Here is a 13,314-nt window from a genome sequence, read left to right as displayed (position 1 = left end):
TACCTGCTATAGATGTCGAACGCAAGCTAATTAAGGAGGTCGACGATGCGTGTGAGTCGCATTCAGGCGGCGGAAAACCGCGAAACCGTGATCAATGTGGCAAGCCGGCTTTTTCGGGAGCGCGGCTTTGACGGCATCGGCCTCAAAGACCTGATGGAGGCTGCCGGGCTGACCCAGGGCGCGTTCTACAAGCAGTTCGCCTCCAAGGACGATCTGGCGGTGCAGGCGTCGAGGCGGGCGATGGAGAGCGCCACGCTGCGGTGGTCGGTCGCGACTGCGGCAAAATCCGAGGATCCGCTTGGCGCGGTGATCGCATTCTACCTCAGTATGGACCATCGCGGAGAAAAGATGGACGGCTGCCCGATTGTCGCGCTCGGTTCGGATGCCGCCAGACAGGGCAGCGACGTGAAAGCGTCGTTCGAAGCCGGAATCAAGGAGCATCTCGAAATCCTCAGCCGTTTCATTGCCGAGGCCAATGGTGAGCAGCCCGATAGAAAGGCCATGGCCATTCTCTCGACGATGGTCGGTGCGCTGACGCTATCCCGCGTTGTCAACGACCCGGATCTCGCCCAGGCCTTTCTGGACGCGGCGACCGAACAGGTTCGCGAAGCAGCCGGCGCTTGAACGGCCTGCGCAGCGCTGGCGGCGCACCCAAATCGATAGGAAAATAGATGCGGCGGATTGTTGTCACAGGCATGGGAGCGGTCACGCCCCTTGCTGCCGAAGTCGAAGCGTCGTGGTCGCGGCTCCTGGCCGGCCGCTCGGGCATCCGCAGGCTTCCGGACGATGTGGTGGCAGACCTCCCGGCGAAGATCGGCGGGGTGGTCCCCTCGCTGGAAGACGATCCGGATGCTGGTTTCGATCCGGATGCCGTGCTGGCGCCAAAGGACCAGCGCAAGGTAGACCGGTTCATCATCTTCGGGCTCGCCGCTGCACAAGAAGCCCTCGCGCAAGCAGGATGGGCGCCCGCGTCGGAAGCCGATCGCCTGCGCACGGCCACGATCATCGCCTCCGGCATTGGCGGCTTCCCCGCCATAACCGAGGCGGTGCGCACGGTCGATCAGCGCGGCGTCCGCCGTCTGTCGCCGTTTACGGTACCGTCCTTCCTGGTGAACCTTGCGGCGGGCCACATCTCGATCCGCCATGGCTTCAACGGGCCGCTCGGCGCGCCGGTGACAGCGTGCGCGGCCGGCATCCAGGCGATCGGCGATGCGGCCCGCCTCATCCGCGCCAACGAGGCCGATATCGCCCTGTGCGGCGGAACCGAAGCCTGCATGAACATCGTCAGTCTCGGTGGTTTTGCTGCCGCACGCTCTCTTTCAACCGGCTTCAATTGGGCGCCGGCTCAGGCCTCACGGCCTTTCGACGTGTCGCGGGACGGCTTCGTCATGGGCGAAGGAGCCGGCGTGCTGGTCATCGAGGAGTTGAGCCACGCGCGGGCGCGCGGCGCGAAACCGCTCGCTGAGCTCGTCGGCTACGGCACGACGGCAGATGCGCATCACGTCACCTCCGCTCCCGAGGATGGCGACGGCGCGCGCCGAGCCATGCAGATCGCGATTGCCCAAGCCGGCATTTCGCCGCGTGAGGTTCGCCACCTCAATGCGCACGCGACCTCCACGCCGATCGGTGATCTCGGGGAAATCGCGGCGATCAAAACACTCTTCGGCGCAGATTCCACCATCGCCGTCAGCGCAACGAAATCGGCGACCGGACACCTGCTCGGAGCCGCCGGCGGGCTTGGAGCCATCTTCGCAATCCTGGCGCTCAGGGATCAGGTGGCGCCGCCAACTCTCAATCTCGGCGCGCCGGATCCAGCCGGCGACGGCATCGACTTCGTCGCAAACCAGGCCCGGCCGATGGCAATGGACTACGCGATATCAAACGGCTTCGGCTTTGGCGGCGTCAACGCCAGCGCGGTGTTCCGGCGCTGGACGGATGAACTCGCCGGTGCGAACGCCAAAGGCGCTCATAACTGACGCCTCCGGCCTTTCGTGCTTCTCCCACGCCAATCCAAAATCAGTCCAACCCAAAGAAAGAAATGATTTCCATGAACAAGTCCAATCCTGGCGTCGCCCTGGTGACGGGGACGTCCTCCGGCATCGGGCGCGCGACGGCCATAGCTTTGCAAAGCGCCGGTTTTCGCGTGTTCGGCACCAGTCGTCGCGCAGCCAAAAACTCCGACGGCCTGACCATGCTGGCCTGTGACGTGACCGATGACGCGTCGGTGGCGAAACTGGTCGATGACGTGCTGGCCGAGACCGGGCGCATCGACCTGCTCGTCAACAATGCCGGCATGGGTCTGTTTGGTGGCGCGGAAGAGTCCTCAATGGTCCAGGCTCAGGCACTGTTCGATGTGAACGTCTTCGGCGTGCTCCGCGTGACCAAGGCGGTCCTGCCGATAATGCGCCGTCAAGGCAAGGGCAGAATCGTCAATCTGAGTTCGGTGCAGGGGTTCATCCCAGCTCCCTATTTCGCGCTTTATGCGTCGACCAAACATGCCATCGAAGGCTATTCCGAATCGCTCGACCATGAACTGCGCCCGTTCGGGATTCGTGTTGCATTGGTAGAACCCGCTTATACCCGCACGTCCTTTGAAGATAATCTCGCCAGGCCGGACCAGTTGCTTGATATCTATGACGCTGCGCGCGCTGGCATGAATGCAGTCGTGCGGAAAGCAATGGAAAAAGGCGATTCGCCCGAATTGGTCGCCAAGACCGTTTTGGCGGCTGCGACCGATCCCGTTCCGAAGAGGCGCTATGCTGCTGGAAAAATGGCGCGCCAGGTCAGTCTCCTGCGCCGTTTCGTCCCCGCATCCGCATTCGACAAGAGCCTGCGTAAGCAGAACGGGCTGCCGGCCTGACGACATTGAAGACACCGTGCGAGATCGGAATCATCGACGTCGGCGCCAAATTGGCGCGGCGCAAACCTGAAGCAATTGCTCTGGAGAACGCCCGGCGATCGTTTGCGTTAGATAAGCGATATGTTATGTTGCAGTGCGAAAGAGCGGGGGCCACGTCCTTTCACGCCCGTAAGCAATCTGTATGTGCGACCCCTGCAGACTGGTCGGTATCACTGAAACTCCCGGGCACGGGTTCGGGATTCGATGGGGACAAGGGGTAATGCTTTACACGCTGGTTATGATGGTCTGCCTGACGGATGTGCCGCAGACCTGTGAAGAACGCGAACAGATGGTGGACGGCCTGGCGATGCACCCCGGGACCGCCTTCATGCAGGCGCAGCCGCTGGTAGCCCAGTGGATCGAAACGCATCCCGGTTATTTCGTGCAGCGCTGGCGCGTGCTGCCCGGCCGGGGATCGTGAGATCCGCTGCGGAGATAGATAGAGGTTCTACTTCGTCGCGGCGAGGGTTTTCGAGACGGCCTTGGACAATTGATAAAGCCGCTGCTCGATGATCGTCGGCACTTCACAGACGTAAGTCAGTGATTGGACGCGTTCATTGAAAATTCGCGTTGCGAATTTCAGCTGCTCGGTTCGCCGTTCGATGTCGTCGGGATCCGCATCCGGCTTTGCCCGCAACGCATCGACGTCGGAGGCTTCCTTGCGCAAGGCGGCGGCCATTTCGAGCTGCTTGCGGGCGTAACGGGAAATGCCTGAGATCACCTGCGAACGCTCGGCGTCCATGTGATCGAACATGCCTTGCACCAGCATCGCCATTTTCGGCGCAAGCTGTTCGGCCGGCAGCGAGGCGGCGAAATCCTTGATCTTCTTCTGGGCTTCGGCAATCGGCACCCGCCGGGCCGCCACCTCCTCGACCAGGGCGGAGACGGCAGGGTCCTTCGAAAAATCCTTCGCCGCTGGCGGAAGCTCCGGCCCGTTCCAGATCTGGCCGAGCGAGAGTTGCGGCACCTTGCGCTGTATGCATGGCCAGTCCGGATCGGTATTCGCCGCCCTGGCGTTCACGCTCGGCGTCAGCATGGCAACCACAGCCAGGCTGCGAACAAGGCTCATTCGTGCCATCAGCCATTTCCTCCCGTGTCCTGTTTGCGGGTCACCAGGCCGCGCGAAGGGTCGTAGGCGATGATGGCGGCGGCAAGGAACAGAACAGTGCAGCCGGCAACGACGCCAAGCGACAGCCAGTCAATCTGGCCGTAGAAGGCGAAGCGGATCAGTTCGACGGCATAGGTGAACGGGTTGGCGAGGCAGATCTTGTGGAGCAGCGGGCTCGCCTCCTGGATGCGCCACAACGGATAGAGCGCCGGCGAGGCGAAATAGCCGGGAAAGATGATGAAGTTCATAATGCCGGCGAAATTTTCGAGCTGCTTGATCATCGACGACAAAAGCATGCCGAGCGCGCATAGCATCATGCCCGAAAGGAACAACGCCGGCAGCACCATGAGATAGCCGATCGGCGGCGCCTTGACGCCCCAGAACCAGGCAACGATCAGGAACGCATAGACCTGCGCGATCGATACGGAGACGCCGGCGAGCATCTTCGACACCAGCAGGAACCAGCGCGGGAAGGGGCTGACCAGCAGGGTGCGCATGTTGCCCATCTCGCGGTCATAAACCATCGACAGCGAAGACTGCATGCCTGAGAACAGCAGGATCATGCCGCACAGGCCCGGCGTGATGTAGACCTCGTAGAGCACGTATGTCTTGTAGGGCGGGATGATCGACACGCCGAGCACTTGCCTGAAACCGGCGGCAAAAATGAACAGCCAGATGAGCGGCCGAACCAGTGAGGATATGAAGCGCTCGCGCTGGTGCAGGAAGCGCAGGCACTCCCGCAGGACGACGCCCTTGAGGCAAATGAGATAATGGCGCAGGCCGAATTTCTCGAACTTCACCGCGCTGATGCCGGCGACTTTTTCGGGCATTGCGGGAGCGCTCATGGCGATATCTCCGCGTTGCCGGCCGCGTCGATGCGGCTGAGCCTCGAAAAGGCGTCGCGGATCGAACCGGCGCCGCTCGTCCTGACGACATCGGCAACCTTGCCCTTGGCGACCAGTCCGCCCTGCCGCAGCACGACGACATGGTCGCCGTCTTCAACCTCGTCGATCAGATGCGTTGCCCACAGCACGCCAATGCCCTCGGTTTCGACGAGCTTGCGGATGGTGGCGAGAATGCCGGCGCGCGACTGGATGTCGAGACCGACCGTCGCCTCGTCGAGCAGCAGCAGCGACGGGCGGTGGAGCAGCGCCCTGGCGATCTCGATGCGCCGCATCTGACCGCCGGAAAGGCTGCGTGCCTTGTCATGCTGCCGGCCCGGCATGTCGACGATATCGAGCAGCGCGGCAATGCGCTGCCGGGCCTCGCCTGCGCCGATGCCATGCAGCGATGCGTGGTAGGAGAGGTTCTGGTGGACGCTGAGATCGAGGTCGAGCGTGCGCGCCTGGAACACGATGCCGACACGCCTGAGCGCCTCGCCCGAGGCGCGGCTGACGTCATGGCCGAAAATGCGGATCGATCCGCGGCGGGTGTCGTAAAGGTGGCTGATCAGCGAGAACAGCGTTGTCTTGCCGGCGCCGTTGAGGCCGAGAAGAACCGTGAAAGTCGTCGGCGCGATCGAGAAAGAGACGTCGTTGAGCGCCCGCTTCGAACCATAGGAATGGCTGACGCCGGCGACATCGAGCGCCGCCGCCTGATCTCCTGGTCCGCTTGTCCTCACATGCTGCACGCCGGCTGGCTCCTTGTCGTCGACGATAGTCTAGCGCACCTGGCGCACCAGGAGTCTAGCGCATCGGGCCCGATCGCGAAGGTCCTGGATCCGGTGATCCTACTTGATCGTAATCGTGCCCTTCATGCCCCTGTCGGCGAGGTCGGGTACCGACCATGTGTAGATGCCGGGCCTCACGGTGGTGAACTGTACCTGGATGGTGCCGTCGGCGTCGAATTCGAGCCATGCGGGTGCGCCGTTCATGTGCACCTCGAGGTCGTTGATGACGATCTGGTTGTTCCACACATTGCGGAACAGGTCGGTGTGGAATTTGTACTCCAGCCCGCCTGCCGCGGTGATCTTCCAGCGATAGCCCTGGCCGGCGATCAGCTGGAAGTCCTTTTGGTTGGCGGTGAACTGGTCTTGCTTGCTGCCGAGGATGAGTTCCGGCACGTCCTTGCTGGCCCGGGTCGCCTTCTCGGCTTGCGGACTGGCCTCCGTGCTGGCGGCCGCGCCGGCGGCTGCGTCATCGTCATCGCCGTTGTCGCCCTGCGCCCAGACCTGGCCCTGGGTGAGCACCATGCCCACCAGCGCGGCGAAAGCGACTGCGCGAAATTTCCGCATGATTTCCTCCCCTTCTGCTGTTTTTCTGTCGGTTTGATTCACTTGGTTTATTCAATGGTTCATTTGGCGGGATTCATTTGGGAGAGACGACGACGCCCCACGGCAGCGCGCCGACGGTCACCGACTGCACCGGCTCGTCGGTCGCCACGTCGATGAAGGTGATGTCGTTCGACACGCCGTTGGTCGAGATGATGGTTTTCTGGTCCGGGGTGAAGGCGAGCTGCCAGACGCGTTGCCCGACCAGCACGTATTTCTCGACCTCGTATGTCTGCGTGTTGATCACCGCGACGCGGTTGGCCGGTCCGAGCGCCACATAGGCTTTCTTGCCGTCGGCGGTGATGCGCACACCGACCGGCTGGATGGATTCGGCCCTCAGGCCGGCAACCTCGAAGGTGATCTTCTGGACGACTTCGCGCGTTTGATTGTCGATCACCGAAACCGTGCCACCGATCTCGGCGCTCACCCAGGCCTGCTTGCCGTCGGGTGTGAACTCGACGAAGCGCGGACGCGCGTCAACCAGCACGTTGTCGGTGATCTCGTGCGTCGACGTATCGATGAAATGCGCCATGTTCGTCGTTTCCGACGTGTTGACCATGGTCTTTCCGTCCGGGCTGACACCCATCCCCTCCGGTTCGACGCCGACCGGGATTTCCGCCAGCACCTTCTTGCCCTCGATGTCGATGACGGTGACGAGATTGTCGTCCTCATTGGCGACGTAGAGCGTCTTGCCGTCAGGCGAGAGCACGAACAGCTCCGGGTCGGGCCCGGAAGGTAATGTGTCGACGATCTCCAGGGTTGCCGTGTCGATGACCTCGATCGAATCATCGTCGCTGGCGCAGAGATAAATCTGCTTGCCGTCGTGGGAGATGGTGATGCCGCGCGGACGCTGCCCGACATTGACGGTCTTCATCACCTGCATCGTCGCGGTGTCGACGACGGTCATTGTGTTGTCTTTTTCGTTCGAGACATAGGCCATGTAGGCCGACGCCGGACCGGCCATGAAGCCGCTCGCAACTATGGCGAGTGCGCAAGCTCGTCTCTGCACTGAAATTCCTCCCAATCTTTTCTATTTAAGCACGCATCTTGTTTCCGGCTCATCGATCCCGAGCGTATCGAGCTCGGAGACCTGGTGCAAAAATCCCTCCTGCGGCGAGGTCGAGACGACCGACCTGGTGTCGCCGAGGAAGATCGGCTGCCGCAACTGCTGGTTCCACTTGCGGAAGGTCAGTTTCTGCCCCTTGAAGGCGGCGATCGAAAAATCGTCGGAGCGGATGAAATCGGCCATCTTGCCCGGGTCGGCGCCCTGCGTGCGGGTCGCCGCCTCGCCGAGGATGCGCACCGCGGTCCACGCCGCCATGTCCTTCGACACCATGCGGCGGCCGTTTGCCTTGGCGAAGCGGTTCTGAATCTGGGTGCCGCCCCATTGCTCGCCGGCCGGATGCCAGGCCGACGGGGTGAGGCCGGCGGTGCCGGCGACCGGCCGCGGAGTCCAGGTGCGGAACGGAACGTAGGTGCCGAACACCTCGCTTTCGTCGGCGACCAGCAACACATCGTGCTCCGGCAGGTCCTGGGTGAAGACAGGCATCTGGCGCTGGATCTGGACGACACCGGAATCGGTCCGCCGTGCCGTTCCGGTATCCTCGAACAACTTTTCGCCGACGATCTCGCCGCCGAAGCGCGTCGCCGCCCGGCGCAGCGCCTCGGCAAAAAGCTGGTCGCGCTCGTGCGAGCCGTAGATCAGCACCCAGCGCCGCCATTGCTTCCAGATGAGATATTGCGCCAGCCCGTCGGCCAGCATGCTGCGCGTCGGGATGGTGTGGTAGATGCTGGCGCGGCATTCCTCCTCGCGAAGATTGTCATCGGTGGCGCCGGCGTTGAAGATCAAAATGCCGTTGTCGCGGGCAAGATCGGCGATCGACAGCAATTGCCTGGCCGAGAGGTCCGCGACCACATAGCGGTTGCCTTTGGCAATCATGTCCTTGAAGGCCGGGACGACATCGGCATCCGGCTTCACCTCGGTCACGTCGAGGCTGAATTTCTGGCCAAGGAAGCTGCCGGTCGTGTTGTTGTCGGCAATCGCCACATTGCCGCCGGCAACGCCTTCATCGCGCGGCGGGATGTCGAGCACCGACAGGGCCAGCTGCGGCGCGTAGGCGCGCAAATAGCCTATCTTGATTTCGGTTAGCTTTTTTTCCGGCTTGGCCGCTGCAGCCGGTTGCCCGGCCGTCGCTTCCTGGGCTAGCGCGCCCGGAACGTTGACGGTCAGGGAAAAAAAGCACAAAAAGGCCGCGAGAGTGCCCGGCACCGCGCTCGTCATCGATAAATTACCCGTTCTTGCGCTAAAGTCCGATTGTTGTCGGACCGGCGCAAAGTCAAGGTGCCCATGATGAGCTTAGCTGACCCGCAATTTTTTTCAAACCCTGAAAGTGGACTTCTCCTGTCTGCTTTAGTGCCATGCCTGCTCGCCGGAACGGCAACCGAGCGGAACTCGGTATTCGGGCCCAAGAACGTGCTGTCCCTCATGCCGGAGAAAGTCCTCCAATGACCAGAATGCTGGCCAGCGTCACCGGCGTCGACGAGGCGGAGATCGCGCTTTCAGGCGGTGCCGACATCATCGACCTGAAGGATCCGAAGGCGGGAGCGCTGGGCGCGGTGTCCACGCAGACCATCCGCCGGACGATTTCGGTGATCGCCGGCCGGGCTCCGGTCAGCGCGGTCTGCGGCGACCTGCCGATGGAACCGGAGACGATCCGCGCCAAGGCCGAAGAGATCGCAGCAACCGGCGTCGATTACGTCAAGATAGGCTTTTTCCCGTCGGCAAATGCCGCCGCTTGCGCGGCAGCGCTCGCGCCGCTCGCCGCCCGAACGAAACTGATCGCCGTGCTTTTTGCCGATCTGGCGCCGGATTTCGAGCTTCTGGCGATACTTGCCAAACATCGCTTCCATGGCGCCATGGTCGACACTGCGAACAAGGCCAACGGGCGGCTGCTCGACCATCTACCGCCCGAGCGTATCCCGGGATTCGTCGATCGAGCCAAGTCGCTAGGTCTCATGGTTGGGCTGAGCGGATCGCTGGAAGCCCCTGATATTCCGCGCCTGCTGCCCTTCCTTCCCGATTTTCTCGGCTTTCGCGGGGCGCTGTGCGGCTATTCCGGCCGCGTGGGTTCGATCAGCGCCGAGGCGGTTTCACAGATCCGCGACTTGATCCCGGAAGCATCCCGGGCCGGCGGCGCGTCGAGCGTCGACTACCGCCTGCTGGCGGCGAGGGGCTATTCGCCGAGCACCGATCCGACACTGGGCACCGACAAGATCTTCGTGCGGGACTTTGTCCTGCCGGTCCAGATCGGCGCCTACAGCTTCGAGCACGGCCATACCCAGAAGGTGCGTTTCGACGTGACCGCCGACGTGCTGCAAGTCACCGACCATCCCGAAGACATGCGCCATGTGTTCTCCTACGACATCATCATGGACGGCATTCGCACCATTGTTGCGCGGGGGCACATCCAGCTTAGCGAGGCCTTGGCCGAGCAGGTGGCGACCTACATTCTGGAGAACCCGCGTGTCGTGCGTGTCACGGTAAGGGTGGAAAAACTCGAACTCGGCCCAGGCGGCGTCGGCGTCGAGATCGAACGCAAGCGCCAATCGGCTGGCCGCGGCGTCGCCTCCCGCCCTGCCGGCCGAAAAGACCAAGGCGCTGTTTCCCAGCCGCGACAAGAAAGGTCCGAAGTCATCAGGCGCGCCATCGCCAAGCGAGCCGTCGTCAAGCTTGGCGGCAGCACGGCCGATGCGGCGGAAATGGCGGACTGGATCGCGGCGCTGGCGGGTTCCAAGCTGCCGATCGTGATCGTGCCCGGCGGCGGCCGCTTTGCCGACGAGGTGCGCGAGACGCAGATTTACATGGATTTTTCCAACACCGCCGCCCACGCCATGGCGATCCTCGCCATGGAGCAGTTCGCCCAGGTCATCCTCGACCGTGACGAAAGGCTGGCGCCGGCACGGTCGCTGGAAGAAATGCTGCGTGCCCTGGACGCGGGGAAGGTCCCGGTGTGGCTGCCGTCGTCATTGGCGCTGCCGGCGCCGGACATTCCGGCGTCCTGGGACGTTACCTCCGATTCGCTTGCCGCCTGGCTTGCCGGCAAGCTCGGCGCAAATGCGCTGCTCTTGATCAAGCAGACCGGCGCCTTTTTCGGCAGCGACACGATCGACAGCCTGGCGGCCAGAGGCATCGTCGACGGCGGCTTCGCCGCCATGCTGCCCGGCGGTGTCGATGTCCATCTCGCCGGCCCGAAAGATGCCGCCGAGGCTGGAGCGCTGCTCGCGGCGGGCAATCTGCCCGGCATTCGGATCGCGGCTCCGATCCGGTCGGCAAGAAAAGCAGGTTAGGCGATGGCGACGCTGCATACGCCGCGCTGGGCATGGGTTTTGACCGGTTCCGGTCATTTTTTTACGGAGAGCTTCGCACTCATTCAGCAGCTCGAGCATTGCGATGTCTTCGTGTCGAAAGCCGCCAACGAAGTGCTGCGCATGTACAAGCTCAAGCTCGATTTCCCGGAGACGACGCGCGTGCTGCACGACAAGACGGCGAGCGCGATCCCAGTCGGCGAATTCTATCACGGCGTCTATCATACGGTGGTGGTGGCGCCGGCCAGTTCCAACACCGTCGCCAAATGCGTGCACGGCATTTCCGACACGCTCGCCACCAACGTCTTTGCCCAGGCCGGAAAATGCCGGGTGCCGGCCATCGTATTTGCCTGCGACACCGCGCCGGAACTCGAAACCATGGCGCCGCATGGGCTGGTCAAGGTCTATTTGCGCAGGATCGACCTGGAGAATACCGACCAGCTGAAGAGTTTTGAGCGAACCCAGGTGGTCGAATCGCTTGCCGATCTCGAAGCCTCGGTCAGGCGGCGCCACGCCGAACTCGCAAGCCATGGCTGAGCGGCTGGTCTTTCTTACCGGCCATCTGGCCAGGGTCCGGCTGGAAAGGCTGCTGGCCGGACTTGGTCAAACCGAGTTTGCCTGGGAGATCATCGATATCGGCGTCAAGGTCGCGGCGCTGATGAGCGAAGACATCATCAAGCGGCGACTCAGCCTGACAGGCGGCACCGACCGCGTCATCCTGCCCGGCCGCTATCGCGGCGACATCGAGCATCTGTCGGAGCATTTCGGCGTGCCCTTCATACGCGGACCCGACGAGATCGCCGATCTGCCGGCCTTTCTCGGCCGGGCGGGCGAGCCGGCTGACCTTTCGCGTCACGACATGTGCATCTTCGCGGAGATCGTCGACGCGCCAATGCTGTCGATCGAGGCGCTGGTGGCGAGAGCACGGACGCTGGCTGCGGCCGGCGCGGACGTCATCGATCTCGGCTGCCTGCCGGAAACACCGTTTCCATTGCTGGAAGAGGCCGTGCTCGAGCTGAAGGCACAGGGATTTCTGGTCAGCGTCGATTCGGCCAGCTCCGACGAACTGTCGATCGGCGCAGGCGCCGGTGCGGACTATCTTCTCAGCCTCGATGAGAACACGCTGCCATTGGCCTTCGATTGCAAGGCCGTACCAGTGCTGATCCCGTCCGCACCCGGCGACCTGGATTCGCTTGGCCGGGCCATCGAAGCGGCGCAAAAGGCCGGCGTCGCCTTCATCGCCGATCCGGTGCTCGACCCGATCCATTTCGGCTTTGCCGCCTCACTCGGGCGCTTCATCGAGGCGCGCCGCCGCTGGCCTGAGGTCGAACTGCTGATGGGCACCGGCAATCTCACCGAATTGACCGACGCCGACAGTTCTGGCGTTACCGCGGCTCTGGCCGGGCTCTGCTCGGAACTTGAGATCCGAAACGTGCTTGCCGTGCATGTCAGCCCGCACACGCTGCGAACGATCGAGGAGCACGACATTGCCCGCCGCATCCTGTTTGCCGCGAAGAGTGACGGTGCGCTGCCGCGAAGTTACCATCCCGGGCTGCTGCAGGTTCACGACCGCAAGCCGTTCACCGCCTCGACCGGGGATATCGAAGCACTGGCGGCCGAGGTGCGCGACACCAACTTCCGCATCATGACCGCCGAGGACGGGATCCATGTTTTCAACGGCAAGGGGCACGCGGTTGCCACGGATGCGTTCGAACTCTTTGCCGGGCTTGGCGTTGAGGCCGATGGAGCACACGCGTTCTATCTCGGCGCGGAACTGATGAAGGCCGAGATCGCGTGGCGCCTCGGCAAGCGCTATGTGCAGGACGAGCCGCTCGCATGGGGCGTTGCCGCGCCGGCTCCCGAAACCGACCGCAGCCGCCTTGCGGAAGCGGGCCATACGCTTCGCGCGAAAAATGAGCGCTAAACCATGCCCTACATTCGCGAATCGATCATCACCACGGTCAACAAAGCCGGCGACGTCCACATCGCGCCGATCGGCATCATCGCCGAGAAGGACGGCTGGGTCATCGCGCCGTTCCGGCCGTCGGTCACGCTCGACAATCTCGCCGAAGTGCCGTTCGCCATCGCCAATTACACCGACGACGTGCGCATCTTTGCCGGCTGCCTGACCGGCCGCAGGCATTGGCCAACCGTTGCCGTCAACGGGTTTCCGGTGCCGCGGCTCGAGGCGGCGCTCGCGCATTCGGTCCTCGAAGTCGAAAGTGTCGATGACGATGCTATGCGGCCTCGCCATTTCTGCCGCGTGGTGCAGGAGGAAACGCATACGCCGTTCACCGGCTTCAACCGCGCCAAGGCGGCGGTTTTGGAACTGGCCATCCTGGTCAGCCGGCTCGGCATGCTGCCGCGCGACAAGATCGAGGCGGAAATCGCCTACCTTTCGATTGCCATCGAAAAGACCGCGGGCGAGGGCGAGAAGGAAGCCTGGGGCTGGCTGATGCAGCGTGTCGGCGATCACCTTGCGGCCAAGGATGCCAGCGGTGAGGAGGTACGCGGCTGAACGGGATATGCTGAACCAGAGTAAGCGTCCAGGCTGACGCGTTTTAGCACTCGGTGGCGGTGGCCCTGATCTCAAATGGCAGTTTTCGATCCTTTTGCGGTCATTGAGCCCGGTATGCACGATGACCGGAGTGGTGAAGGTTTTTCGATGCGGGC

Annotated in this window: 14 protein-coding genes; 8 read left to right on the top strand and 6 right to left on the bottom strand. The window is 63.0% G+C overall.

Features of this window, described 5'->3' with window-relative positions:
- Positions 1-45 precede the first annotated feature (45 nt).
- The 4 genes from NMG80_RS26635 to NMG80_RS26620 all read left to right on the top strand — a co-directional run bounded on the left by NMG80_RS26635 (position 46) and on the right by NMG80_RS26620 (position 3,320).
- Positions 46-624, top strand: a complete 579-nt coding sequence (locus NMG80_RS26635) for a TetR/AcrR family transcriptional regulator (protein WP_254020875.1) — start codon at positions 46-48, stop codon at positions 622-624.
- Positions 625-671: 47 nt separating this feature from the next.
- Positions 672-1,976 carry a beta-ketoacyl-ACP synthase II gene (gene fabF, locus NMG80_RS26630; RefSeq protein ID WP_254020874.1) on the top strand — a complete coding sequence of 435 codons (1,305 nt, stop codon included), beginning with the start codon at positions 672-674 and terminating at the stop codon, positions 1,974-1,976.
- Between the two features lie 71 nt (positions 1,977-2,047).
- Complete coding sequence (locus NMG80_RS26625; protein ID WP_254020873.1) at positions 2,048-2,860, top strand: oxidoreductase; 813 nt, start codon at positions 2,048-2,050, stop codon at positions 2,858-2,860.
- A 259-nt stretch (positions 2,861-3,119) separates the two neighbouring features.
- A complete protein-coding gene (locus NMG80_RS26620; protein ID WP_254020872.1) occupies positions 3,120-3,320 on the top strand; it encodes a hypothetical protein in 201 nt (66 codons plus the stop codon).
- Positions 3,321-3,347: 27 nt separating this feature from the next.
- Here NMG80_RS26620 and NMG80_RS26615 read toward each other — a convergent pair whose 3' ends face one another.
- From NMG80_RS26615 to NMG80_RS26590, 6 genes are all read right to left on the bottom strand, one after another.
- Positions 3,348-3,977 carry a hypothetical protein gene (locus NMG80_RS26615; protein WP_254020871.1) on the bottom strand — a complete coding sequence of 210 codons (630 nt, stop codon included), beginning with the start codon at positions 3,975-3,977 and terminating at the stop codon, positions 3,348-3,350.
- Complete coding sequence (locus NMG80_RS26610) at positions 3,977-4,852, bottom strand: ABC transporter permease (protein ID WP_436798689.1); 876 nt, start codon at positions 4,850-4,852, stop codon at positions 3,977-3,979. Before NMG80_RS26610 ends, NMG80_RS26615 begins: the two co-directional genes overlap by 1 nt.
- A complete protein-coding gene (locus NMG80_RS26605) occupies positions 4,849-5,637 on the bottom strand; it encodes an ATP-binding cassette domain-containing protein (protein WP_254020870.1) in 789 nt (262 codons plus the stop codon). The genes NMG80_RS26610 and NMG80_RS26605 overlap by 4 nt, the downstream gene beginning before the upstream one ends.
- A gap of 99 nt (positions 5,638-5,736) precedes the next feature.
- Positions 5,737-6,240, bottom strand: a complete 504-nt coding sequence (locus tag NMG80_RS26600) for a cupredoxin domain-containing protein (RefSeq protein ID WP_254020869.1) — start codon at positions 6,238-6,240, stop codon at positions 5,737-5,739.
- Positions 6,241-6,313: 73 nt separating this feature from the next.
- A complete protein-coding gene (locus NMG80_RS26595) occupies positions 6,314-7,240 on the bottom strand; it encodes a YVTN family beta-propeller repeat protein (RefSeq protein ID WP_254020950.1) in 927 nt (308 codons plus the stop codon).
- A gap of 66 nt (positions 7,241-7,306) precedes the next feature.
- The gene (locus NMG80_RS26590) at positions 7,307-8,557 is read right to left on the bottom strand and encodes an ABC transporter substrate-binding protein (RefSeq protein WP_254020868.1); all 1,251 of its coding nucleotides are present in this window, start codon (positions 8,555-8,557) and stop codon (positions 7,307-7,309) included.
- Between the two features lie 224 nt (positions 8,558-8,781).
- Here NMG80_RS26590 and NMG80_RS26585 point away from each other — a divergent pair, with 224 nt between their 5' ends.
- The 4 genes from NMG80_RS26585 to NMG80_RS26570 are packed head-to-tail and all read left to right on the top strand — an operon-like array spanning position 8,782 to position 13,159.
- Entirely contained in the window at positions 8,782-10,623 is a 1,842-nt protein-coding gene (locus tag NMG80_RS26585; RefSeq protein WP_254020867.1) for a (5-formylfuran-3-yl)methyl phosphate synthase, read from the top strand.
- Between the two features lie 3 nt (positions 10,624-10,626).
- On the top strand, positions 10,627-11,178 hold the full coding sequence (locus NMG80_RS26580) for a flavoprotein (protein WP_254020866.1): 552 nt from the start codon (positions 10,627-10,629) through the stop codon (positions 11,176-11,178).
- On the top strand, positions 11,171-12,565 hold the full coding sequence (locus NMG80_RS26575) for a DUF6513 domain-containing protein (protein ID WP_254020865.1): 1,395 nt from the start codon (positions 11,171-11,173) through the stop codon (positions 12,563-12,565). Before NMG80_RS26580 ends, NMG80_RS26575 begins: the two co-directional genes overlap by 8 nt.
- A 3-nt stretch (positions 12,566-12,568) precedes the next feature.
- Positions 12,569-13,159: a DUF447 domain-containing protein gene (locus tag NMG80_RS26570; protein WP_254020864.1), complete on the top strand. Its 591-nt coding sequence runs from the start codon at positions 12,569-12,571 to the stop codon at positions 13,157-13,159.
- Positions 13,160-13,314: the final 155 nt, after the last annotated feature.

Source organism: Mesorhizobium escarrei (genome assembly GCF_935825525.1).
Classification (GTDB): domain Bacteria; phylum Pseudomonadota; class Alphaproteobacteria; order Rhizobiales; family Rhizobiaceae; genus Mesorhizobium; species Mesorhizobium escarrei.
The sequence above is the reverse complement of the archived record's forward strand: the minus strand, read 5'-3'. Positions and strand labels throughout refer to the sequence as shown.